This window comes from Mucilaginibacter ginsenosidivorax, assembly GCF_007971525.1.
GTDB lineage: Bacteria > Bacteroidota > Bacteroidia > Sphingobacteriales > Sphingobacteriaceae > Mucilaginibacter > Mucilaginibacter ginsenosidivorax.
The window spans coordinates 5,577,774-5,602,982 of the sequence record NZ_CP042437.1; the positions used below are offsets into that span (position 1 = coordinate 5,577,774).

Below are 25,209 nucleotides of genomic sequence, written 5' to 3' on the forward strand. Positions count from 1 at the left end.
GTAGCCCTGGGAGGGGGGTAATGCTATTGAGTTAAGCTATTCAACCCCGTAGGGGTGTAACATTTGTAGAAAAAACAGAAAAATAATGCTCCGTGCCGTAAGTACGGAGCTTATGAAGCGTACCTACGGCAAGCAAAAATGTTGATTTACAAAATGCTACAAATGTTTTGCTGCGATGGAGCAACCTGTCAACTTCTCAACTTAATAGCATTACGCCCTCGCAAGGGAGGGAATTGAAAAGGTAACGGATTTTGCAGGTTTTCGATGTCCTGGGATTTAACTCCGGGCCAATACATCAAAACAGAAAAAGCCGGTTTACCATCATGATAAACCGGCTTTTTTATTACTGAGCCAGCTTTAAACAGCAGCGGTTTGTGTTTGCGTATCGCTTTCGTTAGCAGCAGCAACAACATTAACCGGCGGCACTTCGCAATGGAAACCAAACAAGCACCTGTCTTTAATCATGGCGGCTACTTCGTTAGGTACATATTCTTCCCAACCGGCAGCGCCTTGCTTTATCAGTTGGAGTACTTTATCGGTATCAACATGCAGGTTGCCCTCGGTATAGTGCCTGATGTCTTCAATCTTGTTGTTGGCAATCAGGTAGCGGTATAAATCAATAAGATGGGGTGGCGGGTAAAACTTAAGGCAGTTCCATATTACGCCATCGCGCAGGGTAGGGTATATAAACAGTTTTACTTTACGGCTAAACAGCGTAGCAAACGATTCAAGAATGCCGCCCGGAAGATCCTGGTAGTGTTCTTCAGAGAAAATATACTCCAGGTTAGGGAAGCCCAGCACCATGCCAATTTTCAACCTCGTAATTTTTGAAAGGTAGGCCACCAGCTTATAATACTCATGAAAATTACTGATCATAACCGTTTGCCCAAGCGAGCACAGGATATCTACACGGTCCAGGAAGTCTTTTTCATCAATGTCGGCATTCAGGTCGGCGTTTCGTTCTTTTAAAGCCTGCAAGGTAAGCTCGGTAACCACTACCACCTTTGATTTATCAACATCGGGTTCCTGCAAAAATTGTTTAACGCCATTATTAAGCATATCTAAATGCACATTAATAATAGGGCGGAAACGGCCGCGGATAACCACAATATGCTTTTTATACAGCGCTTCGGTAGGCTGCATGTTTTTACCATCAGGGCCAAACACGGCAGCGTCAGAGAATCCGTATTTTACCAGGTGCAGGCTCATTAACCTGTTATCAACCTTGGTAAAGTCGGGCCCTTCAAAGCGGATCATATCAATCTGTATCCTGTCTCTCGATAGGTTATCCATCAACGACAGTAAAAATACCGGTGGTATTTCGTTATAATAAAAGCAGGCATACATCAGGTTTACACCCAAAATGCCAACTGCCTGTTGCTGCAGGTTGGTATCGTTATCCAGCAATTTTACGTGAATAACTACATCATTAAACGCGCTGTTGGGTGTTAGCTGAAAGCGTACGCCCATCCAGCCGTGGCCATCGTTGGTTTTATTGTAATTTAAAGCCGATACGGTGTCAGAAAAGGCAAAAAACGTAGTGGAATCTCCACGTTGTACAGCCAAACGTTCAATAAGCAGCCCGTATTCGTGGTCAAGCATTGATATCAGGCGCGCTTCGCTCACATAACGCCTTGATTGTTGTACGCCGTAAATGGCATCAGAGAAAACCATATCATAGGCCGACATGGTTTTGGCTATAGTGCCTGATGATGCGCCGGCCTTAAAAAAGTTAGCGGCAACATCCTGTCCTGCACCAATTTCGGCAAATGAGCCGTATATTTTAGGATCAAGGTTAATAGCAAGTGCCTTTTGCTTGGTCCCTATATCCTTGTTGTGAATGGCATTCATACCCTTATTCAATTATAGTTTATTGTTGCCAATATGATGATCTGAAAAGACGCCTTAAAAATACGGTTTTTTAAATTAGTTAGGATCATGTATTAGTAAAAAGGCAAGGAAACCGCTTTTGTTTTTTGATTTAGATAGCAACACTGGCGTAGGGTTTAATAAATTGTTAACAAATGTTGATCGTACAGCATAGCCAAGCTTTTTTATTTTTTGTTCAAAGGTGGTTCTGCCGTGGTGCTAATCGTTTTTTTTAACAGACACCGGGTTAAACAGCGCTGCCCGGTATTTCAATAAATCAGTAGATAATTTTGCCCGTTGTTGGTTAATAAAACTTATTATAGGATAGTATTTACTGTTGTTTGAATAATTTAAACATATCTGCGTATGTAATAATCAGCTTGTTTTGTAATGCCCGCTTAGTAAATAGGCTACCAACCAGTTAAAATCAAATTATATAAGCATGATCTCACCAAAAACACCCGTATTAAACAGTTTTATCGATGTTGATGAAAGGCAAATAAGTAATTTCAGGCTGCATGGGCACGTGCTTCTTCCCAATATCCTTCAGGCAAACGAAGTTGCCTACTATCGCAACATCATCCGCCAGGCAGCTTACCGGCACAATACCGAAACCCGCGCCATGCAGCATAGGGATACCTACGGTAAAGCCTTTTTGCAGGTAATGAACTTGTGGAACACGGATGAAGATGTAAAACAGTTTACCCTGGCCAAACGTTTTGCCAAAATAGCTGCCGATCTGCTTGGCGTAAATCATGTGCGCGTTTACCATGACCAGGCCCTGTTTAAAGAACCGGGCGGCGGCTTTACCCCCTGGCACCAGGATCAATATTATTGGCCGCTTGATACCACCAATACGGTTACCATGTGGATGCCGCTGATTGATATTGATGTTGAACTGGGGATGCTCACCTTTGCTTCGGGGTCGCACCTGGATGGCTTTGCCGAAAATATCCCTATATCCGACGAATCGGAAACGGCTTTGCAGAAATATGTGGCGCAAAAAAAATACCCGATCAGCCGTGCCGAACGAATGCGGGCCGGCGATGCCACCTGGCACTATGGATGGACATTGCACAACGCCCCGGGCAATTCCACCGCCAGTACCACCCGTGAAGTGATGACCATTATTTATTATGCCGATGGAGCCCATATTACGGCACCGCAAAACAAGCACCAGGAAACCGACCGTAACCGCTGGCTTGGTGGTCTTAATCCCGGCCAGCCGGCAAATTCGCACCTTAACCCATTGGTTTATTAATTATTGCCTGTAAGGCATAAAGATCATATTATGAAAAAAATATTTTTATTACTTATAATGATAACCGGCATCGGCGCCGCTTTTGCACAAAACACAGGCAAACGCTGGACGGAAGAGCGCGTCTGGAAATGGTACAACCAGCAGCCCTGGTACTGCGGGTTTAACTATATCCCGGCATACGCCATTAACTACACCGCTATGTGGGATAAAACCAGTTTTAACGCCGCTGCTATTGATAAAGAACTTGCCCTTGCCGGGCAGTCGGGCATGAATTCGCTGCGGGCTGTATTGCAATATGCAGTTTATGCAGATGACCCTGAATACTTTTTAAATACGCTGGATAAGTTTATGGCGATATGTGAGAAGCATCATATAAAATTTATCCCCGCGTTGTTTGATGATTGCTCCTTTGGTATTGATAATGATCCTAAAATTGGCAGGCAGCCCGAGCCTTTGCCCGGCTGGTATGCCTGGGCATGGTCGCCAAGCCCGGGGCATAGCTTGGTGGTTGATTCGGCTACTCACCCTAAGCTTGAAAAATATGTTAAGGCGGTTATTGGCCGCTTTAAAAATGACCCGCGCATCCTGATGTGGGATTTATACAATGAGCCTACCAACGGCGGTTTGGGTTCGGCAACTTTTCCGCTGCTAAAAAAGGTGATTATTTGGGCAAGGGCTATTGACCCTGTGCAACCGCTTACCATTGGTATTTTTGATCAGAACCCGAGGCTGAACAGCATTATCACCGACAATGCAGACCTGATTACTTTTCACGATTACGGTAATAAAGACAACGTTATTAAAACCATCGAAAAGCTAAAGCAATACAACCGTCCCATGATTAATACCGAATGGATGAACCGGCCCTGGAAGTCGACAGTGAGCGAGATTATCCCCGTGTTTTACCAGTATAAAGTTGGCTGCAACCTTTGGGGGCTGGTTAACGGCAAAACCCAAACTAACCTGCCCTGGGGCCATCGCCCCGGCGATCCGGAGCAAAAGCTATGGCAGCATGATTTGTACCATGGCGATTTTAAGGCTTATAAAACTGCCGAGATCGACTCGCTCAAAATGTTTATCGACAAATCAAAAACTATACAATATATACAGCAGCACCAACATAAATAATCCATATATTTAGTTTATTTGTGTAACAGCCTGCCAGATACATGATTAAACCCACTTTAGAAACACTTTCGGGACATGGGAACAGTACCTTCCTTGTCCGGATTTTTGAAGAGACCGAGTTTGCTTCGCCCTATCATTTTCATCCTGAATATGAACTTACCGCAATTTTAAAGGGCGAAGGCAACAGGTTTGTGGGCAACAACATGTCGGCTTACCAAAAGGGCGACCTGGTATTGCTGGGAGGTAATGTGCCTCATTGCTGGAAAACGGGCCTGCGTACCGAAGATATTAATGCCCGTTCGGTAGTGATCCAGTTTGACAGGGGATTTTTAGGTACGGCTTTTTTTGAAGATCACCATGCCTGGCAGGTTGTTCAGTTGCTTGACAAAAGCCTGCAAGGAATTCAGTTTACAGGTGCTAAAGCGCAGGCCATTATTGATTTAATGCTAACGATGGCAAAAACAGATAACGAATTTAAAAGGCTTATTATGTTGCTGGAGGTGCTGGATAAACTTACCGAGGCCGATGATTACAAATTATTGAATGAGCAGCCTTTTATTTACAGATCAACGGTAACAGAGCACAACCGGCTAAATACCATTCAGGCTTTTATAATAGATAATTTCAGGAACAGGGTAAGCCTTAAACAGGTAGCCGACCTTGCCGTGATGACACCTAACGCCTTTTGCAAGTTTTATAAAAAAATGACAGGCAAAACGTTGATAGAAGTTGTTACACAATACCGGCTTAATTATGCCATGCAGCTGCTTATAGCCAGTAACAAAACGGCCACCGAAATTAGCTTCGAAAGCGGTTTTGCAGATGTGGCTTACTTTCATAAACTTTTCAGGCAGTACACCAAACATAGCCCCCAGGTTTACCGTAAAGAGTACCTGAGAAAATTGAGGAACGTTGTTTAAAACGGCCTGAGCGCGGCACGGTGCGCCTTGTAAATTTTTTGTATCCAATTCGCCTGCTTTTTATAACTTACGGCTTTGTAAATACACCTTAATGCTTAACAGCGCGGTAATTTTTTGCGGCATGCCTTATCCATATTTTAAGCTAATTATAAAGGGCTTTTTTTGTGCTGTAATTTTGTTTTTTTTGCAGGTTGGAGGTTTATATGCCGAAGGCAGTAAGGAGCTGGCCGCCAATGGGGGATACCGCGCATACCTGTTTTCGAGCAGCACGGTGGCCAATTCTTCGTTCCCGTTCCCCACTTTAGGTACAGTTAAAGTTTACGTAAAGGCAGGCGAAAGCATTTATGTAGGCTCAAGTGCCCAGGGTATTGCCGGCGGTACCATTAACCTGCGCGCGCCCGATGGTAACAATTATACCAGCGGCACAGATGTAAACACCGGCAATATCAATAGCCGTGCCCAGGAAGTAGCAGGCCCATTGCCCAATGCAGGCGGGTTTACGCCATTTATAAAAACAGCAGGCGCGGGGCAGGAGGGGGTTTGGGAAATTGATTTTGTAGCCGAAAATCCCGGAACGGTATTAAACGGCAATCCGCCTACCATCCCGGCTAATGCCAACTGGACACAGCCGCAGGCCGAATATATTACCGCCTTTGATGTATCGGTACGCAATGCTTCAAATTCGGGCTTTATAAATGGCAGGGTGTATACCCAGGTGTTTTCGGGTATACTGGGTACGTTTAATGTGGGTTTTAACGCTATATTCCACATCCTGACGAAAGACGGATATCAATATATATTGAACAACAATGGCCAGGCCGGCAATGGCTTTACCTTTTTTGTAAATAACAAAGGTTTTAGAGGCGCGGATGGAAATGCATCGTACAAAAGCATCAATGGCCTTAGCGCCAACGTTAACGTGCAGGACCCGCGCGTGGCCGATACCCAGACCGATATCACCCAGAAAATATTTTTCAATATCCCGGCTACCGATATGCCCGCCGTAGCCAATACGCCCGGATCGGCCACAACATGGCTTTTAAATACGCCCGTGGTGCCGGCTATAAGTAACGTTACTTTCACAGGTGCCGAAGGAACCGTTGGAAAGGCCGGAACCAACCCGTTGGGCGGCAATTTTAACTTTAACATAACCGGGAACGGTAATTATGTAATTGGTATTGATATAAATCATAACGGTGTGTATTCCGATGCCATCGACCGTAAATTAACCGGGCAGGCAACCACCGGCGGTAACCAGGTATATTGGGACGGGCTTGATGGCCTTGGCGCCAAAGTAGCGGGCAATAGTTCCTTGTCGCTACAGGTTGATATCACCATTGCCACCACCGCAGGCGAAGTTCATTTTCCGTTTTTTGATGTGGAGCGCAATGTTAATGGTCTTTTACTTACACGTACAAACGGTACCTATGCGCCCGACGACACACTATACTGGGACGATACGCCTATCAGCATTGTTGGCACACCATCAAACCCTGTAAAAAACCTTACAGGGTTAAGCAGCGCCATCAACGGGCATAAGTGGGGTACTACAACCAGTATAGCCACCAATGATGCCGATTTTGGCAACAATAAATCTATTGATACCTGGAGTTATATAAAAAGCAAGCCGGTAACAACTTCCGTGAGCTTTGTAATGCAGGAAGCCGATCTTTCTGTAGAAAGTATAACGGCTGTGGCGGCCTGTTCGGGCCAGCCGGTGGTATATAAGGTGGTGGTAAAAAATAACGGGCCAAATAACGTTACAGGCGCCGGTTTTAGCTTTAGTTTTCCTAATGATATCAGCGGGGTGGTAGTAACAAGCGCTGCTACTACCGGCAGTTCTTCAACTTCAGGCGGTGCTGTTGTGGCAAACGCGTACCACGCTAACCTGGATATTGCCAATGGCGCTGTACGCACCTTTACCATAACCGGGAACATCGCGCTGGCAACAAGCGGCAATCTTACGGTTGAGGCCGCTGTGTTAAGGCCGGCAGATGTAACAGACCCGGATGCCACCAACCCGGATGCTGCAATACCTACTGACCCGAATAACGAATGTGACGCTTCCCCTTCCGGAGTGGGTTGCAATAACGTTAAAACCAACACCGTAAACATTGCGCCGGGACCAAATGCAGGCGCCGATCAAACCATATTTGAGTACGCACCGGCTACTATGGCGGCAACCGGTACCGGTGTATTCACCCAAGTTGCCGGCGATCCGCTGCCGGCGACTATCAGCACCCCTGCAAGCAATACAACTATAATAACCGGGCTGGATAAAGTTGGTTTATATCACTTTGTTTTTACCAACGCCAACGGTTGTGCCGATACGGTGGTGTTGAAGGTGATCGCGGCCGATTTGCAGATCCCCAATGTAATAACGCCCAACAATGATGGCAAAAACGATACTTTTAAAATTGTTGGGTTAGAGAGCTATCCCGGTTCGCAACTTACAGTTTTTAACCGCTGGGGTAATGAGGTTTACCGCTCTGATAACTACAAAAACGATTGGAGCGGCACCGGACTGGCCGAGGCCACTTATTTTTATGTATTGAATCGGAAAGAGCACACGGGCGAATTTACCCCGGTTAAGGGCTGGGTATTTTTAAAACTGAGTAAATGATGCGGGGCTTTAAACTATATTTCCTGGTAGCAGGCCTGGTTTTACTCACCGTAAAATTGCAGGCCCAGCAAAGCATACAATTTAGCCAGTATATGTTCAATGGCCTGGCGGTAAACCCGGCCTATGCGGGCTATAAGCAGGACTGGACACTTAACTTAAGCAGCCGTATCCAGTGGGTGGGCATTAACGACGCGCCTAAAACAGGCACAGTATCTGTTGATGGCCTAACCAACAGCACCAACCAGAATATGGGCCTGGGGTTAATAGCTACTTTTGACAAGCTTGGCCCCGAAAGTACATCATCGGTTTATGTAAATTATGCCTATAGGCTAAGGCTTGATGAGGATGATACCAAACGCCTGAGTTTTGGCCTTGGCTTTGGCGCCATACAGTATCGCCTGGATGGTACTAAGTTTAACGCCACAGACGATGGGGATGCCAATATACCCGCCGGAACGCAAAGTAACGTTACACCCGATTTTCGTTTCGGGGTTTATTATTATTCGCCAACTGTATATGTTGGGGCATCCGTGTTTAACCTGCTTTCCGGTTTGGGTAACACTGTCGATCATTTGCAGCAGTATAAGCAGGCCCGCACAGTTTACTTAACCGGCGGTGCAATGGTGCCGCTAAATGAAACCATGGATATTAAACCATCGTTGCTGATAAAAGAAGACTTTAAAGGCCCCACCAACCTGGATGTAAGTAATTATATAGTATTTAATAAAACCATTTGGGTAGGTGCATCATATCGCACCGGGATAAACCTGTGGAAAAAAAGTAACCTGCAAAGCGGCCTTGATAAAACAGACGCCGTGGCGGCTATGGTGCAATTTTATATAAGCGAAAACTTCAGGATTGGTTATTCATATGATTTTACAACAAGCAGGCTTGCAAGTTCGCAAAGTGGGTCGCATGAATTGTCGTTGAGTATAAGTTTTCCGGGCAAAAGCCCAAGAGTGGTTAGTCCGAGATATTTTTAGGGAGATGAAAAAGTTAATAATGATTGTTTTGTTGATGGCTTTGCTGGCAAAGGTTACTTTGGCGCAGGAACAGCTATCTGTAAAGCAACGAGCCGACAAGCTTTTCGATCAGTATGAATATTTTAAAAGCCTGAAATTTTACCTGAAACTGGTTGGCCATAAGCCCGATGTTAAAGTTGTTGAGCGTATTGCTACCTGTTACCGCTACATTAACCAATACCAGGATGCCGAAGATTGGTATGCCAAAGCCCTGAATGATCCCAAAGCCGCCAAAATCGATCATTATTTTTACGCAGAAGTATTGTTTCGCAACCAAAAGTTTGACCAGGCCAGGCAACAGTACCAGCTGTATTTTACTGATGATGCGGGCGCATTAGCCTTAAAGCTGGCCGATGTGGATTCGGCTATGGTGTGGATGATGCAGCCATCGCCCTATAAGGTTAATAATGTTGGCGGCGTAAACACTCCATCATCTGATTGGGGGACCGCCTACGGTGGCCAGACAACCATTATATTCACATCTGACCGCGAAAACGAAGATGGAAAAAGAGATAACCGCACCGGTAACGGCTGGTTTAAACTATACACCTATGATTTAAATACAAAAGAAACAAAACAGCTGTTTTTAGACCCCGGCACCAGCAAGGAGTTTAAGGATGCTTACCATGTTGGCCCCATGGTATTGAATAATAAAGGAGATACCGCCTACATAACCCTCACTACCGAAGTAGCAGCTAAAAACTTACCGATAGACCAACATAGCGGTAAAAGTAGTCCCCGGCTTTATACGCGCCGTTTGCAATTGGTTACTGCCGTAAAAAAGGATGGCGGGTGGGTTATTTCGGGAAGTTTCCCTTACAATAATGTACTGCAATATTCTGTAGGTAACGCGGCATTGTCAAAAGATGGCAGTCTGATCTATTTCAGTTCGGATATGCAGGGCGGGCAGGGTAAAACAGATATTTGGTATTGCGAAAAACAAAGTAACGGAAGCTGGGGCAAACCAGTAAATTGCGGTAAGGCCATCAACTCCAAACAAGAAGAAAGCTTTCCCTTTGTTGATGAAAACGGTGTTTTATACTATGCTTCCAAAGGACTGCCCGGTATGGGAGGGTACGAGATTTATGCTGCCCATGGCCAAAAAAATAGTTGGGATACCCCAAAAAACCTTAAGTATCCTATCAACTCCACCAGCGACGATTTTAACCTGATAACACGCGATGGTCAAAGCGGCTACCTCTCGTCCAATCGTGATAACGGGCAGGGGAGCGATGATATTTATGCCTTTACCCGCGTAAAGGATTCCATTTTTGTAAAACCAATAACGGGTAATCCGCAATTAATTGTTGCAAGCGGAAAGCCGGGATCGCCAGGTTCACCCGATCCACTTTCGGGTGCATCCCGTCCCGATTTTAACATCCGGCCTATTTATTATGATCTTGATAAATCATTTATACGGCCCGATGCAGCTGTGGAACTGGATAGTCTGGCCGGTATTTTAAAACAATATCCAGCGCTAAAAATAGCATTGGCATCCTATTGCGATTCAAGGGCATCGTATTTATACAACCTTGCGCTATCGCAGCGCAGGGCCAAATCTGCAGTAACCTACCTGGTCAAAAAAGGAATTGCCCCAACCCGCATGGCAGCCAAAGGTTATAGCGAAAGCAACCTGGTAAACCAATGCGCCGATAAGGTTAAATGCTCGGAAGCCGATCATCAGCTCAACAGGAGAACAGAGATTAAAGTGGTTTCGGGCAGTAATTGATTATAATAACGGTAAAAGTGTGTTAACGATATTGAAGAGGTACCTAATGTCGTTTCATCGATAAATTGACGGATAGTCTTTAGCCCAAAGTCTTAAGTTCCGAGTCAAAAAAAACTTTAGACTTGTGACTTAGTACTGTTGATTTAAGACTAGCCTATCTGAACAAATCTTGTAATACAATATCATTTTGTACAAGCCCTGTTTTATAACTATTGTCCTGGGTGCCAAAGGTGGTTACCATTACAATAAATAGTGTTTTTGAAGTTTTTGTGTTGCTTTTAAATACCTCGCATTTTTGCACCAGCTCGGCCGCGTAGGCTTTATCTATAGTAAAAACGGTATTCGAAAATTTTATTTCACAAATGCTGATGCAAAAATCCTGGCGATCAAATAGAAGATCTATTTGTGCCCCGGGCTGTTTTTTGCCGGGAACATGTCTCCATGCCGATTCTTCTGTATAAACCCCGGCTATGCCAAGCGCGGCTTTAATTTCGCGGGTATGTTTTAGGCATATGCTTTCAAAGGCTGTGCCGCTCCAGCTTCCCCATGAGGGTGCGGCCGATAATTTGATCCAGGTGCCTGTACCTGTAGCGCGGCTGTTTTCAATAAATTTAAGATAAAACCGGGAGTACTCGTCAGATAGCTTGTAAATACTGTCCCGGGTATTTTTTGCAAAAGGCAGGTAGGCAGATATGAAGCCCGATTCGGTCAGTTCCTGTAGCAGCAAAGTAGTAGTACCCCCTGTTGATAGGTGACAAGCGGCGATGATTTCCTTGCGCGTTAAACCGGCTGGCTTGGCAGCAAGGGCCTTTACAATGGCTACATGCTTATCGGCCTCCGAAAATAACGATTGATATAGGTTATTAAATTCACCCTGCAACGCGCCATCTTTGGTAAAGCAAATACGATCGATGTTTTGGGCGGCGCTTTGGCCGGGTGCAATTTCCTTGAGGTATTGAGGGATGCCTCCCAACGCCATATATAGCTGCGTAATCTGGTACTGATCTAAATTTACGTTGTTATTGTTCAGGTAATCGCTTGTTTCGGCCAGTGTAAAAGGAAGCAGGCGAATTTTTTTAGTGATCCTGTTATGCAATCCGCCTTTGTTATTTACCACTTTTTGTATCATCCATGATGCCGCAGAACCACAAATGGTTACAATAAGGTTGTTTTGCTTTGTTCCCCATGAGTTCCAAAAAAACTCAAATGCAGATAAGAAACCCGATTTTGGTGAACTTAACCACGGAAACTCATCCAAAAAAATAACACATTTGTTTTTCTTCAGCAGCGGTTCAGCATAATTTTTAAGTATTAAAAAAGCCTCAGTCCAATTAAGCGGAACAGGAAGCGGAATGGACAGTTTTAACAGCGGAGCTATCGTATTCCTGAAATTGGTGAGTTGCTCTTTTAACGGCGCGTTATGTATCCCCGAAAATTCGAAGATCAGTTGCTTTTGAAATGTTTTGCGGATGAGGTATGTTTTGCCTACACGCCTGCGACCATACATGGCAATTAATTCAGCCTCATCGGCTTTTAAGGTTTGCTCCAGCAATTGCTTTTCTGTTACTCTCCCGATAATTTCCTTCATATTATTCCTCTCCTGTTAGGCTAAAGAACTGTTAATAAAGTGATTTGTATAATTGTGGCTGGTTATAAAAATAGATAATCAGCCACAACTATACAAATATACACACTTGTGGCTGATTATAAAAATAGATAACCAGCCACAACCATGATTTTTGTTGTACTTATGGCTAATTATAATTTATTATAATCAGCCATAAGTGTGTTTTTAAGGTATGTTATGGCTGATTATATAAAGGTAATTTTTGTATAATTAATTGATATATAGTTTTTTGTTTTTTTTTATAAAAGAAATAATTATCCGTTGCCTCAGATTAATATTGCGGTAAGGGTTTTATTCTTTTAAAAAGAGAAATAATAAAAAGAGTTGTAGTTTTTATACCTGTTTTAATCATATGCCTGCTACAAATATATTGCCCGCCCCAATCTATGTTGTTTTTCATTTTGATATTACCACCCTTTCAAAATGATAGGTTTTTTAAATGCCTAAATGTGCCTGCTCAATCAAATTAGTCGGTTTAAAGTGTTTTTAGCTGCTATTAAGCATTTTAAGCGTTTTTTGGCATGCCAATAGTAATTCAGGCTGTAATTGATAATACACTAAAAAATTAAGTCATGACATCATTTTATATCGTACTGGAAGTAGCAGCCTTTATTGCAGTAATTGTAATACCAATGGCCGGCCCAAAAGCAAAAAAAAATGTACCTGTAGCAACTACCAGTAACCTGGCGGTTAACAACGAAGGTTACCTGGAACCAATTCCGGCAAACCAGCAAGATCATCATCCGGTGCATTAATTGTTAAAACCACTTAAATTGAAAATAAAAGCCTTTCATTTTGATAGGCTTTTTTTATTCACCAATATTTTCTTTTTAATATAATTTATTCATTTACACAGGTAAAACCGGTTATCGTGCGGTTGTTGGCATTAAGGGCATTCTTTTGGCATTGGGGTATATACAGTTATTGACCATTTAGCGCCGGTAACTGAAATAAACTAACAAATGCAATGGAAGATGAACGAATTATTGTAAGGACGGCCATTCCGGCCGATATGGTTTTTGCGGATCAGATCATTCGCGAGATGGAAAGTTCTGCGATAGCAAGGGGCTCAGGGATCTCAAAACGATCGGCGGCCTCGGTAATAGAAAAGATAGACGCGGGCAAGGCCATAGTTGCAATTACCCAAAACGGCGAGTGGGCGGGTTTCTCTTATATCGAAACCTGGGATGATGAAAAATTTGTATCCAACAGCGGTCTTATCGTATCGCCCAAACACCGTAACAATGGGATAGCCTCGCAAATTAAAACTCAAATTTTTGAATTATCGCGTAGCAAATACCCCGCTGCCAAAATTTTCAGCATTACATCGGGACTGGCAATCATGAAAATGAATACTAAACTTGGCTTCGTGCCGGTAACCTATACCGAGGTTACGCGCGAAACCCGCTTTTGGGATAGCTGTAAAAGCTGTGTGAATTATGATGTGCTGCAAAGTAAAAACAGGTGCAATTGCCTTTGCACCGCAATGTTGTTTGATCCGCAATTAAACTAATTGAAAACATGGTTATGATAAAAGATTTGAACCAGCGGTTAAGCTTTGCAAAAGCCGCCAAGAGTTTGCCCTTAAATCCTCATTTTTTTAGCGAATCTGTAGCCCTGCTGCAGCATTTGATCAGGACGCCTTCATTTAGCGGGGAAGAAAGCGATGTAGCCGATATTGTGCACCAGTATTTGTTTGGCTACTCGGTAAAAGTAAAGCGTAAGGGGAATAATTTATGGTGTTTTAACAAATTCTATGATGAAAACAAACCGACAATATTGCTTAACTCTCATCTGGATACGGTTATGCCAAACGAGGGTTATACCAAAGATCCGTTTTGCCCGGAAATAATTGATGGTAAGCTTTACGGCCTGGGCAGTAACGATGCAGGCGGCTGCCTGGTATCGTTAATTGCCACTTTTTTGCATTTTTACAGCTACCAGGGCCTGGGCTTTAACCTTTGCCTTGCCGTTACCGCCGAAGAGGAAAACTCCGGCGAAAACGGCATTAAATCCCTGCTCCCTCAATTGGGCAAACTGGAGCTTGCGATAGTTGGCGAGCCAACACTGTTGCAGATGGCCGTGGCAGAAAAAGGCAACTTGGTTATAGATTGCGTGAGCAACGGCCGGTCTGGCCACGCGGCCAGGGACGAGGGCGATAATGCCATTCATAAATGTTTGAAAGACCTGGAGTGGTTTAGTACCTACCAGTTTCCGCAGCAATTAAAAAGTTTACCGCCGGTTAAAATGACTGTTACTACAATTAAGGCAGGCATGCAGCACAATATTGTACCTGCCCGTTGCGAGTTTACGGTAGATATCCGTAACGACGATACCTTTTCGCAGCGGCAAATCCTGGATACTATTTTAAAAAATGTTTCCTGCCAGGTTAACGTACGCCCGGGGGCGCTTGGTGCATCCTCAATACCGGTTAATCACCCCATCGTAAAAACGGGTATAGCTATTGGTTGTAAAACCTACAGTTCGCCTACTACATCCGATCAGGCCTGGCTATCGGTTCCGTCGATAAAAATAGGCCCCGGCGATTCGGCCAGGTCACACTCTTCTGATGAATTTATTTACCTGGAAGAGATAAAAAAAGGAATCAGCTTATACATCAGGCTGCTTGATGCGCTGCCATTGATGCTGATCAACAATCCTAATAAATACAAAAATGAAATCAAGCATATTAATAATTGATGATGAGGTAAAACTCAGCGAACTGATGGCCCGCATCCTGACACTTGAAGGGTACCAGGTAATGCAGGCAGCCAATGCTAAAGCTGGTATTAAGCTTGTTGAACGCGAAGATATAAGGGTAGTTTTAAGCGATGTAAAATTGCCCGATGCCAATGGGGTAGATTTGGTAGAGCGCATAAAAAAGATAAAACCATACATCGAGATTATCAACCTCACAGCCTTCGGCACCATCAGCGATGGGGTGCTGGCTATAAAAAACGGGGCTTTTGATTACCTGACCAAGGGCGATGATAATGATAAAATTATCCCGCTGGTAAGTAAGGCTATTGATAAAGCCAACCTGCAATACCAGGTTAGCGAACTGCAAAAACAGGCCGAGGCCCAGCATGGCTTTCCGGTTGTTTTAGGCCAGTCGGCCGCCATTTTAGAGGCGGTTGACCTGGCAAAAAAAGTGGCCCATACCGATGCCACCGTTTTGCTTTTAGGCGAAACAGGTACCGGCAAAGAAGTATTTGCCGAAGCCATACATGCCGAAAGTTTAAGAAAAGACAAACCCTTTGTAGCCGTAAACTGTAGCGCCTTTAGTAAAGAATTGCTGGAGAGCGAATTGTTTGGTTACAAGGCAGGGGCATTTACTGGAGCCGTAAAAGATAAAAAAGGCCTGTTTGAAGAAGCCAGCGGCGGCACCATTTTTTTAGACGAGCTGGGCGAAATGAGCCACGATTTGCAGGCCAAATTATTACGGGTACTGGAAAACGGTACCTTTATAAAAATTGGCGAAGCCAAAACTACCAAAGTAAATGTGCGGCTGGTAGCTGCTACTAACCGCGATTTGCAGAAGGAATCAGAGGAAGGGCATTTCCGGCTCGATTTGTTTTACCGCTTATCCGGCTTTTCTATTGTTTTGCCACCACTGCGCGAACGGGTTGGCGACATTGAAGTACTGGCCCGGCATTTTATAAAACTATATTCGGCAAAAGTTAAAAAGAAACAGCCCGATGTTGACCCCAACTTTTTTAAGCTGCTTAACCAGCACAAGTGGAATGGTAATATCCGCGAGCTCAAAAACGTGATTGAGCGGGTTATTATCCTGATGGACGAACCTGTGCTTACCCCTAAATTATTACCCAACGAGTTTCATAACGGCGGCTACTATGACCTGGTAGCGCTTGATCTGCACAGTGTGGAGAAACATCACATCCGAAGGATACTCAAATATGTTAAAGGCAATAAAACCGAAGCCGCCCGGGTATTGGGCATTGGCCTGGCTACCCTTTACCGTAAAATAGAAGAGTACCAGATACTGCTTAACTGATACTCGCGACGAGTTGAAAATTCAGACTTAGGAAGTTTCAAAAACTTCCTAAGTCTTTCTCCAGCGTGTTATCCCTCCTTCAGAATTTCGCGAAAATTTACAACGACGCATAACATATTTAATATTACGCAAACATTGGCTTTAAACGCTGGCCATGACTCAACCGGCGGCCGGTGTACTAACGGCGGCACCCTTTCTTTACATGCGGTGTGAAGAAGGGTTTGAGCGGTCATATCAATATATTAAAAAATAAACGATGAATTTTCAAGCCCCTCTTTCCGGCGAAGCCGAAGAGAGGGTGGCGGGCGTAGCCTCGCCGGGTGAGTCTTCGCCGTCATGCGATATACATCATTCCCCGCTTTAAAATCTGGCGAAATTTTACAACTCAGGATGAGAAAGCCTCCCTCACAAAATGAGAAGCTTTTGATGGACTGTAAATTCAATTGATGAAAGCTTAATAATTATATCGCTGATAATCAATTCAAATCAAACCAAGTCCCAAAATCTGGAATAGCAATTGGCATCTGTGCCATAGTTAACGCAAGCAAACAGGGGCAAAGCAATAAAAATTAAAAAAACGCTTTGCCCGGTATGCTCACAAGTAATATCCATATTTAAAATGAAAAAACTTTTCTTATCAATTTTTGTAGGCTCCTTGTTTACTACGGCCTATGCTCAAAACCCAACAGCTGTTGTTAAAAAAGACAGCGTAGCGGTTACCGACTCTGTAAAAACTAAACCCGAGCCATTTGCTTTTGGCGATTTTACCTGGCTTAACGGCAACGACCGCAGGCACAAGGCTCTGCTGGATACCAAATATTTTACCGGCCGTTTTTTGTTAGATTTTAATTACACCGCATCAAACAACAACCCTATTGACCATACCGTGGTAGGGTCAACCGCGCTTGCCCGCGATCATGAGTTTGAAATATCAACCGTAGCGTTTGGAGGCGATTTCCATTACGATAATATCCGCGCCAGCGTGCTTACCCAGTTTGGTACCCGGTCTACAGTGGTGCCCCGTAACGATTTTAGCGTTACGCGCGGTCAGTTCGATTTGTCAACGGCATACCGTTATTTAAGCGAGGCCAATGCCGGTTACCACTTTAATGTGCTGAATGGTATCAACGTTGATGCCGGTATCTTCATGTCGTACATCGGTTTGTTCTCTTACTACAACGCCGAAAACTGGGCATATCAACCTTCATTCACATCTGATAATACCCCCTGGTTTTTTAATGGAGTAAGAGTACAAATCTTCGTATCAGACAAATTGAAAATTGAGCCATGGTTAATAAACGGCTGGCAATCATACGGTATGTTTAACAGCAGGCCGGGTATAGGCGGTCAGATTTTATGGCGTCCGAAAGAGTGGTTACAGATACTGTCAAACAACTACTACGGTGCCGATACACAGGATAAACCAGGCCGTAAACGTTTCCATACCGATAACAGTATTGAAGTAAGGTATTTCAAAAGCTCCAATAAAGGTTCGTTTGTAAACAGTGCTGCATTCTCAGTAACCGGCGACCTTGGCGACGAGAAAGGCGACGGCGTAAACGGTTTTACATCTGATCCGGTTAAAGGCCCTGCGCAATATTTTGCCAGCGCCATGCTTTACCACCGTATGGTGATGGCAAAAGGCCACCTGGGTTGGACAGTTGGGGGCGGTTTTATGAACAACCCCGGCCGCTACCTGGTATTGTATCCTACGGGCGATGCCAACCCAATTCCGGCCATTAACACAGGCGCTGTTGGTACACATCCGTTTTCGGCCAATCCCGGCGATAAGTTTAAAGCTTATGATTATTCAACCACTGTTGATTTGATGCCTAACGATTACCTGACATTCAGGTTAGAAGTTGTTCATCGCCATGCCAACGTGCCTTATTTTGCTGGCCATGGTGGCGTTACTTCGCCCGACGGTTATAATACCACCACACTCCCTGCCGATTTTAAGCCCGACCTGGTAAACTCCGAAACAAGGTTTATAGCGGCCCTATTGGTTAGATTTTAATAACATGCAATAAAACCGGCAATAACTTACGCTTGATTGTTTGGCTAAGTTTAGTAAAGGTTGGAGGCCGGGTTTTGCCGCCCGGCTTTTTAAAAAGCTACTATTAACAATAGTATACCACAACAATAAATTAAAAGTAAAATGAAAAACTCAATTAAAATGCTAATCGCCTTTGTGGTCATTAGTTTGCAAATTAGCACGCTGTATGCCTATGATAAAACAAATAATACAGGTGTTTACTTAACAGAGCAGGATTATAAAGCCGGTAAACTAAGCTACATTTTAAGCAATGGCGACAGTATGCACCTGAACGATTTTTTAGGTGGCAACCACATTAGTATACGTTACCAGGGCAAAAAAATAAAGCTCTCAAAAAAACAGGTTTTTGGCTATCGCCAGGATAACCAGGACTTCAGATTTTATCAAAACCAGGCTTACCGGGTGCTGGATACCGCCGGCTTTTTGCTTTATACCAGGGATGGGTTAGAGCAGCAAGGAAAAGGACCGAAAGCCGTAGCAAAATATTTTTATAGCGTAAATACACAGGAGCCTGTTTTAAATTTAACGCTACAAAATGTTATCCAAAGCTTCCCTGCCGATAGTGATTTTTGTTACAGCGTACAAAACAACTTTCACCAGGATGCCGATCTGATGATTTTTGATAGGGTAAACAGGCAGTATGAAATCAAACACCTGTACCTCGGGCACAAGCACAACCTTAATAACCAACATGCTGCTATTTAATTAAACAAATTTCCTTAACTGATTAACTGATAAAAGTCCCGGTTTATACCGGGCTTTTGTTTTTAAATAAGGTATTGAAATTAGTTATGGCTATAAAATGTTTATCTCTTTTCTGTTTATGAAATTTATAGGATAATATTGCCGGTAAATACTAAACAAGATTTGTATTTGCCGCTTATGATGAATTGGGAAACTTTACTATCGGCCAAGCGCTGGGGATACGAGGATAAATATGTTGCAAGCCAGGTTGATGCCCGGTCGGAGTTTCAGCGGGATTATGACCGTATTATATTTTCGTCGCCTTTCAGGAGGCTGCAAAATAAAACCCAGGTATTTCCTTTACCGGGAAGTATTTTTGTGCATAACAGGCTTACCCATAGTTTAGAGGTAGCCAGTGTTGGCAAATCATTAGGCCGCATTTTTTATAACAGGCTTAAGGAAGAAGATCCGGGGATTGATGCCCGCCTGCCGCTGATGAGTGATATCGACACCATCATTTCGGCGGCATGCCTTGCGCATGACCTGGGCAACCCGGCATTCGGCCACTCGGGCGAAGCCGCAATATCACATTATTTTATTGAGGGCGATGGTGCAGGCTATCGAAAAAATATGCCCGATGAGCAATGGGCCGATTTGATTAATTTTGAAGGTAACGCCAATGCTTTACGCATACTTACACATGCTTACTCGGGCAAAGGGAACGGAAGTTTCGCGCTTACTTATGCTACCATAGCCGCTATTGCCAAATATCCCTGCGCTTCTATCGTTGGCGGGAATAAAGCGAATATCCACACTAAAAAATATGGGTTCTTCCAGTCGGAACAGGCCGGTTTTAGGAAAATAGCCGACGAACTGGGACTAAACAAAGTACAGGACAATCCGCCGATTTATAAGCGCCATCCACTGGTTTACCTGGTAGAGGCTGCCGATGATATCTGCTATAATATTATTGATATAGAAGATGCTCATCGCCTCAAGATATTATCCTATGATGAAATTGAAGCCCTGTTGCTGCCTTTATGTAACGACCCGAAAATGAAGGCGCGCCTTGATGACATTGACGACGACGACGCAAAAGTTGGCTATTTGCGTGCCCGGTCAATAAACACATTGATACAGCAATGCTCCAAATTGTTTTACAATCAGCAGCAAAACATCCTTGCCGGCGATTTCAATACATCGCTGATAGATATGATAGACGAACCCTATCGTACCATCATGAAAAACATCGAAACCTTGTCGGTAAAAAAGATATACAATTACTCGTCGGTTGTGCAGATAGAAGTTGCCGGTTATAAAGTTATGGGTGGCATACTGGAAGAATTTATCCCGGCTTACCTGCAAAACTCATCCAAGTATCATAAAAAACTGGTAGAGCTTATCCCCAGGCAGTTTTTAACCCAAAACCAGGATGATTACTCTAAAATTCAAACTGTACTTGATTTTGTTTCGGGGATGACGGATTTGTACGCGGTGGAGCTGTTCAGGAAAATCAAGGGAATCTCGTTCCCGACATTGAGTTGATGAAATAAACAAAATCCCACAAATCGTATCAACTTTTCGCCAAAAACAATCAATTGTAATTAGGGGTTAAACGGACTTGGCATTTTAGTATAATTTTAGCGTCAGTATTAATCATGCAGGGTATTAAAGGCCTGTGTGCTTTCCGCCAATATTATGAACTTAAAAAAAATCCTTTGCTTAGCAGCAATGATTATGCCCTCGCTGCTGATTGCCCAACAATGGCAACCAAAAAAAGCGGTACTCATGACCCGGTTTGCTAAAGATGTAAACCCGAACTGTGTTTTGCCCGAGTACCCGCGCCCGCAGTTTGCCCGTGTAAAATGGCTTAACCTTAACGGTGTTTGGCAGTACCAGCCCGGTGCTGCCGGCGATGCTTTACCAAAAGGCAAGCTCAGCAAAACTATCCTGGTGCCATTCCCGGTGGAATCGGCGCTATCGGGTGTAATGGAACACCACGACAGGCTTTGGTATCGTCGCAAATTCACGGTCCCCGCGGCCTGGAAAGGTCAGCATGTCCTGTTGCACTTTGGCGCGGTTGACTATGAGTCGGAAGTGTTTGTAAACGGCAAAAGTTTTGGTGTGCATAAGGGCGGATACGACCCATTTAGCTACGATATCACATCTGCAATAACAGGTGCTGGTCCGCAGGAAATTACCGTAAGGGTTTTTGATGCTACAGATGATGCCGGCGAACCACGTGGTAAGCAAAGCCTGCACCCGCAGGGCATTATGTATACGCCTACTACCGGTATCTGGCAAACGGTGTGGCTGGAGCCTGTGCCGGTAACAAATATTAACGATATCAGGATAACCCCGGATATTGATAAATCAGTGGTAAAACTTACCGTAAGCACAGCAGCAAAAGCAGCAAGATACACGGTAGCCATTAAAGTGAAGGATGGTGTAAAAGTAGTACAAACTTACAGCGGCAAAGCCGGCCAGGAATTAAGTGTGCCGGTTAAGAATGCTAAATTATGGTCCCCGGATTCGCCTTTCCTTTATAATTTAGATATCAGCCTGCAAAAAGACGGCAAAAGCGTAGATATGGTTTCCAGCTACTTCGGGATGCGGAAGATATCGGTAGGCGATGAGGATGGTTACAAAAAACTGTTCCTGAACAATAAATTCCTTTTCCAGATAGGCCCGCTTGACCAGGGTTTCTGGCCCGATGGTATTTATACCGCGCCTACTGATGCTGCCATCAAAAACGACTTGCAGATGATTAAAAACTATGGCTTTAACATGGTGCGCAAGCACATTAAGGTTGAGCCGTACCGGTGGTACTACTGGGCCGATAAACTGGGCTTAATGGTTTGGCAGGATATGCCGTCTGAAAATTCGTATACAGAACATACGCCACCTATTGATTCAGTTGCCTACGCATCTGAATTAACCCGGATGATTAAAACGCATTGGAACACGCCGAGCATTGTAACCTGGGTAGTTTTTAACGAAGCACAAGGGCAGCATAACACGGCCGGTTTAGTTAACATGGTACGTAAGCTCGACGATTCGCGGCTTATTAACCAGGCCAGTGGGGGCAACCATTTTGGCGTTGGCGATTTTATGGATATTCACAGCTACCCGCCGCCAGCGGTGCCCGAAAGTAAAACCCAGGTTTTGGCCTGTGGCGAGTATGGCGGTATCGGGTACATAATTCCGGGTCATATCTGGAAATCGGGCCCTACATATATCATGATTGATAACAAAAAAGATTATACCAATTTGTACGATACCTACGCCAACGACCTCGTGCTATACAAAACCAATAAAGGATTAAGCGCCGCGGTATACACCGAAATTACCGATGTTGAAGTGGAGTTAAATGGTTTACTCACCTATGACCGCGAGGTAGATAAAGGAGGCGTAGCAAACATCAGCGCATCCAACAAAAAAATCATTAACGATCATATGTACATCAGCGATGTGCTGCCATCATCGCAAACCAACAGCCGCGATTGGAAGTATACCTTCTCCAAACCGGAAGACGGCTGGTTTAACACACAGTACAATGATGCCGCATGGAAATTGGGCCCCGGCGGGTTTGGTACAAGCTTTACGCCAGGTGTAAATGTTAAAACGGTTTGGAACAGCAGCGATATATGGATACGCCAGGATTTTACCCTTAATGAAACCAGGGCCATCAACAAAGACAATCTGGTGCTGTACATTCATCACGATGAAACCTGCGAGGTATACATAAACGGCGTTAAAGCTGCAACAATTGATGGTGGCACATCCGGCTATACCGTAGCGCCAATAAGTAAAGAAGGTAAAGCAGCGCTAAACCTGAAAGGCAAAAATACGATAGCCATACATTGCCACCAAACAGTGGGCGGGCAGTATATTGATGCCGGTATTTCGCTTTTGAGTAAAACAAAGCCCTGATTAATTTTTATCTCCTTGGTTTAGTAACAGGCCCTTGCTGATTGCAGGGGCTTTTTTGTGGGGAAATAAACACATATGCTGTAATTATTTAGGTATTAAAAATACTATTGTTTCAGCAACCGCTAACCGTATCTTAACCCAAATAACAAGCCTGTTCCTCTTTTTTTAACAAAAACAGAGGAATGAGGCTAAAATCCGGCTAATGATTGCTAAATTGTTAGTTCAATAATTTAGTAATCCACCGTACTTTTGATAAAAATAAGAAACAATGATAACTTTTGACTGGAAAGGCGTATTCCCTGCGGTAACCACCAAGTTCACCGATAACGACGAATTAGATTTTGATGCTTTTGATGTTAACCTTGCCGCACAGCTTGAAGCTGGTGTCGACGGGTTTATTTTAGGCGGTTCATTAGGCGAGGCCAGTGTGCTTACCGATGATGAAAAGTTTGCGTTATTAAAACACACTATTGAATATGTTGATGGTAAGGTGCCGGTAATATTAAATATTGCTGAGCAAACCACTAAAGCAGCTGTAGCCTGTGCTAAAAGAGCTTTTGATACAGGTGCCGATGGTTTAATGCTATTGCCGCCAATGCGCTATAACAGCGAAGAACGCGAAACTTTGGCTTACATAGGCGCAGTTGCCGAAAGTACCGAACTGCCTATCATGATATACAACAATCCTGTTGATTATAAAATTGAAGTTACACTGGATATGTTTGAAAAACTGGCGGTTTATAAAAACATCCAGGCGGTAAAAGAATCAACCCGTAATGTATCAAACGTTACCAAAATGTTTAACCGTTTTGGCAACCGCTACGCCATATTTACCGGTGTTGATCCACTGGCTATGGAAAGCCTTGTAATGGGTGCCGATGGCTGGGTAGCAGGTTTGGTTGATGCCTTCCCTAAAGAAACGGTAGCTATCTATCGTTTGGTAAAAGCCGGCAGAATTGCCGAAGCTTTAACCATTTACCGTTGGTTTTTGCCGGTATTGGAATTAGATATTCATCCAAAACTGGTTCAGTATATTAAACTGGCCGAAGTTGCAACAGGTATTGGTACCGAAAATGTGCGCGCGCCACGTTTACCGTTAATTGGCGAAGAACGCACCAAAGTGTTAAAGATCATTAATGATGCATTAGCCGTTCGCCCGGAACTACCTGTTGGCAGCTGGGGTAAACTAACCGAAGTTGAAGCTTAATCATCATTTAATAAAACTATAACCAAAGCTTAAGGCCGGCTTTATGCCTTCGGCCTTAAGCTTTATGCTTTCAAATGAGTAGTAAAACATTTTTTTGTATAGATGCGCACACCTGCGGTAACCCCGTTAGGGTAGTGGCAGGTGGCGGCCCAACGCTTAAGGGCGATAACATGAGCCAGAAGCGCCAGCACTTTTTAAAAGAGTACGACTGGATACGCACCGGGCTGATGTTTGAGCCAAGAGGGCATGATATGATGTCGGGAAGTATCTTGTTTCCGCCTCATGATCCGGCAAATGATGTGGCCGTTTTATTTATTGAAACCAGTGGCTGCCTGCCCATGTGCGGACATGGTACTATTGGTACCATCACCATTGCTATTGAAGAGGGGCTTATTCAGCCTAAAATACCCGGCATAGTACGTATGGAAGCGCCGGCCGGCCTTGTTTTAATAGAATATAAGCAGGAAGGTAAAAAAGTCACTTCGGTTAAACTCAGGAACGTGGCCGCCTATCTTGCCGCTACCAACCTGGAAGTTGAGTGCCCCGATCTGGGTATGCTAACCATCGATGTATCTTATGGCGGTAATTACTATGCCATTGTTGATCCGCAGCCAAATTTTGCCGGGCTTGAAAATTATACCGCCGGGCAGCTGATAGCCTGGAGCCAGGTATTACGCAAGCGCATTAACGAAAAATATAAATTCGTTCACCCGCAGGATCCTACCATAAATACATGTACCCATATCCTTTGGGCGGGCGCAACGTTAGATAGTACATCTACCGCCCGTAACGCCGTATTTTATGGCGATAAGGCCATTGACAGGTCGCCATGCGGCACCGGTACATCTGCACGTATGGCACAATGGTATGCCAAAGGCAAGCTGAAAGTTGGCGAGCCTTTTATCCACGAAAGTATTATCGGTAGTAAATTCACAGGCAAGGTTGAAGATGTAGTGAAAATTGGCGAACTGGATGCCATTATTCCGAGTGTTGAAGGCTGGGCAAAAGTTTATGGTTACAATACCATCAAAATAGATGATGACGATCCGTATGCACATGGTTTCCAGGTGATATAAAGAAATAACAATAATAATCCACTTGTCATTTCGAACGAACGAAGGGCAGGCCTGAGCGT

The 25,209-nt window shown here is 44.1% G+C and carries 18 protein-coding genes; 16 read left to right on the forward strand and 2 right to left on the reverse strand.

Annotated elements, in window-relative coordinates:
• Positions 1–357: 357 nt before the first annotated feature.
• A complete protein-coding gene (locus tag FSB76_RS23235) occupies positions 358–1,851 on the reverse strand; it encodes a TonB-dependent receptor (protein WP_147057628.1) in 1,494 nt (497 codons plus the stop codon).
• A 460-nt stretch (positions 1,852–2,311) separates the two neighbouring features.
• Here FSB76_RS23235 and FSB76_RS23240 point away from each other — a divergent pair, with 460 nt between their 5' ends.
• From FSB76_RS23240 to FSB76_RS23265, 6 genes are all read left to right on the forward strand, one after another.
• Entirely contained in the window at positions 2,312–3,130 is an 819-nt protein-coding gene (locus tag FSB76_RS23240; protein ID WP_147057630.1) for a phytanoyl-CoA dioxygenase family protein, read from the forward strand.
• 30 nt (positions 3,131–3,160) lie between these two features.
• A complete protein-coding gene (locus FSB76_RS23245; protein WP_147057632.1) occupies positions 3,161–4,258 on the forward strand; it encodes a glycoside hydrolase family 2 TIM barrel-domain containing protein in 1,098 nt (365 codons plus the stop codon).
• 41 nt (positions 4,259–4,299) lie between these two features.
• A complete protein-coding gene (locus FSB76_RS23250; protein WP_147057634.1) occupies positions 4,300–5,178 on the forward strand; it encodes an AraC family transcriptional regulator in 879 nt (292 codons plus the stop codon).
• A 91-nt stretch (positions 5,179–5,269) separates the two neighbouring features.
• Complete coding sequence (locus tag FSB76_RS23255) at positions 5,270–7,801, forward strand: gliding motility-associated C-terminal domain-containing protein (protein WP_147057636.1); 2,532 nt, start codon at positions 5,270–5,272, stop codon at positions 7,799–7,801.
• Entirely contained in the window at positions 7,798–8,784 is a 987-nt protein-coding gene (locus FSB76_RS23260) for a PorP/SprF family type IX secretion system membrane protein (RefSeq protein ID WP_225976287.1), read from the forward strand. The genes FSB76_RS23255 and FSB76_RS23260 overlap by 4 nt, the downstream gene beginning before the upstream one ends.
• Before the next feature lie 4 nt (positions 8,785–8,788).
• Positions 8,789–10,552: an OmpA family protein gene (locus FSB76_RS23265; protein ID WP_147057638.1), complete on the forward strand. Its 1,764-nt coding sequence runs from the start codon at positions 8,789–8,791 to the stop codon at positions 10,550–10,552.
• A gap of 154 nt (positions 10,553–10,706) precedes the next feature.
• Here FSB76_RS23265 and FSB76_RS23270 read toward each other — a convergent pair whose 3' ends face one another.
• Positions 10,707–12,140 (reverse strand): AAA family ATPase, encoded by a 1,434-nt coding sequence (locus FSB76_RS23270; RefSeq protein WP_147057639.1) that lies wholly within the window; start codon positions 12,138–12,140, stop codon positions 10,707–10,709.
• A gap of 611 nt (positions 12,141–12,751) precedes the next feature.
• On the opposite strand from FSB76_RS23270, the gene FSB76_RS23275 reads away from it, so the two are divergent.
• The 10 genes from FSB76_RS23275 to FSB76_RS23320 all read left to right on the forward strand — a co-directional run bounded on the left by FSB76_RS23275 (position 12,752) and on the right by FSB76_RS23320 (position 25,150).
• Entirely contained in the window at positions 12,752–12,934 is a 183-nt protein-coding gene (locus tag FSB76_RS23275; RefSeq protein WP_147057642.1) for a hypothetical protein, read from the forward strand.
• Positions 12,935–13,146: 212 nt separating this feature from the next.
• Positions 13,147–13,692 carry a GNAT family N-acetyltransferase gene (locus tag FSB76_RS23280; RefSeq protein WP_225976288.1) on the forward strand — a complete coding sequence of 182 codons (546 nt, stop codon included), beginning with the start codon at positions 13,147–13,149 and terminating at the stop codon, positions 13,690–13,692.
• Between the two features lie 14 nt (positions 13,693–13,706).
• A complete protein-coding gene (locus FSB76_RS23285) occupies positions 13,707–14,879 on the forward strand; it encodes a M20 family metallo-hydrolase (protein ID WP_147061068.1) in 1,173 nt (390 codons plus the stop codon).
• Positions 14,854–16,194 (forward strand): sigma-54-dependent transcriptional regulator, encoded by a 1,341-nt coding sequence (locus FSB76_RS23290; protein WP_147057644.1) that lies wholly within the window; start codon positions 14,854–14,856, stop codon positions 16,192–16,194. Before FSB76_RS23285 ends, FSB76_RS23290 begins: the two co-directional genes overlap by 26 nt.
• 619 nt (positions 16,195–16,813) lie before the next feature.
• The gene (locus FSB76_RS23295) at positions 16,814–18,211 is read left to right on the forward strand and encodes an outer membrane beta-barrel protein (RefSeq protein ID WP_147057646.1); all 1,398 of its coding nucleotides are present in this window, start codon (positions 16,814–16,816) and stop codon (positions 18,209–18,211) included.
• A gap of 141 nt (positions 18,212–18,352) precedes the next feature.
• A complete protein-coding gene (locus FSB76_RS23300) occupies positions 18,353–18,955 on the forward strand; it encodes a hypothetical protein (protein ID WP_147057648.1) in 603 nt (200 codons plus the stop codon).
• Positions 18,956–19,135: 180 nt separating this feature from the next.
• The gene (locus FSB76_RS23305) at positions 19,136–20,479 is read left to right on the forward strand and encodes a deoxyguanosinetriphosphate triphosphohydrolase (protein WP_225976552.1); all 1,344 of its coding nucleotides are present in this window, start codon (positions 19,136–19,138) and stop codon (positions 20,477–20,479) included.
• Positions 20,480–20,632: 153 nt separating this feature from the next.
• On the forward strand, positions 20,633–22,867 hold the full coding sequence (locus FSB76_RS23310) for a glycoside hydrolase family 2 protein (protein WP_147057652.1): 2,235 nt from the start codon (positions 20,633–20,635) through the stop codon (positions 22,865–22,867).
• A 268-nt stretch (positions 22,868–23,135) separates the two neighbouring features.
• On the forward strand, positions 23,136–24,074 hold the full coding sequence (locus FSB76_RS23315; protein WP_147057654.1) for a dihydrodipicolinate synthase family protein: 939 nt from the start codon (positions 23,136–23,138) through the stop codon (positions 24,072–24,074).
• A 74-nt stretch (positions 24,075–24,148) separates the two neighbouring features.
• Positions 24,149–25,150 (forward strand): 4-hydroxyproline epimerase, encoded by a 1,002-nt coding sequence (locus tag FSB76_RS23320; RefSeq protein ID WP_147057656.1) that lies wholly within the window; start codon positions 24,149–24,151, stop codon positions 25,148–25,150.
• Positions 25,151–25,209: the final 59 nt, after the last annotated feature.

Bases quoted from the DNA above. Each gene is read 5' to 3' on its own strand.
- FSB76_RS23290 (WP_147057644.1), top strand. From the start codon at position 14,854: ATGAAATCAAGCATATTAATAATTGATGATGAGGTAAAACTCAGCGAA.
- FSB76_RS23260 (WP_225976287.1), top strand. From the start codon at position 7,798: ATGATGCGGGGCTTTAAACTATATTTCCTGGTAGCAGGCCTGGTTTTA.
- FSB76_RS23320 (WP_147057656.1), top strand. From the start codon at position 24,149: ATGAGTAGTAAAACATTTTTTTGTATAGATGCGCACACCTGCGGTAAC.
- FSB76_RS23295 (WP_147057646.1), top strand. From the start codon at position 16,814: ATGAAAAAACTTTTCTTATCAATTTTTGTAGGCTCCTTGTTTACTACG.
- FSB76_RS23270 (WP_147057639.1), bottom strand. From the start codon at position 12,140: ATGAAGGAAATTATCGGGAGAGTAACAGAAAAGCAATTGCTGGAGCAA.
- FSB76_RS23265 (WP_147057638.1), top strand. From the start codon at position 8,789: ATGAAAAAGTTAATAATGATTGTTTTGTTGATGGCTTTGCTGGCAAAG.
- FSB76_RS23240 (WP_147057630.1), top strand. From the start codon at position 2,312: ATGATCTCACCAAAAACACCCGTATTAAACAGTTTTATCGATGTTGAT.
- FSB76_RS23255 (WP_147057636.1), top strand. From the start codon at position 5,270: ATGCTTAACAGCGCGGTAATTTTTTGCGGCATGCCTTATCCATATTTT.
- FSB76_RS23310 (WP_147057652.1), top strand. From the start codon at position 20,633: ATGAACTTAAAAAAAATCCTTTGCTTAGCAGCAATGATTATGCCCTCG.
- FSB76_RS23305 (WP_225976552.1), top strand. From the start codon at position 19,136: ATGAATTGGGAAACTTTACTATCGGCCAAGCGCTGGGGATACGAGGAT.
- FSB76_RS23275 (WP_147057642.1), top strand. From the start codon at position 12,752: ATGACATCATTTTATATCGTACTGGAAGTAGCAGCCTTTATTGCAGTA.
- FSB76_RS23245 (WP_147057632.1), top strand. From the start codon at position 3,161: ATGAAAAAAATATTTTTATTACTTATAATGATAACCGGCATCGGCGCC.
- FSB76_RS23315 (WP_147057654.1), top strand. From the start codon at position 23,136: ATGATAACTTTTGACTGGAAAGGCGTATTCCCTGCGGTAACCACCAAG.
- FSB76_RS23235 (WP_147057628.1), bottom strand. From the start codon at position 1,851: ATGAATGCCATTCACAACAAGGATATAGGGACCAAGCAAAAGGCACTT.
- FSB76_RS23250 (WP_147057634.1), top strand. From the start codon at position 4,300: ATGATTAAACCCACTTTAGAAACACTTTCGGGACATGGGAACAGTACC.
- FSB76_RS23280 (WP_225976288.1), top strand. From the start codon at position 13,147: ATGGAAGATGAACGAATTATTGTAAGGACGGCCATTCCGGCCGATATG.
- FSB76_RS23300 (WP_147057648.1), top strand. From the start codon at position 18,353: ATGAAAAACTCAATTAAAATGCTAATCGCCTTTGTGGTCATTAGTTTG.
- FSB76_RS23285 (WP_147061068.1), top strand. From the start codon at position 13,707: ATGATAAAAGATTTGAACCAGCGGTTAAGCTTTGCAAAAGCCGCCAAG.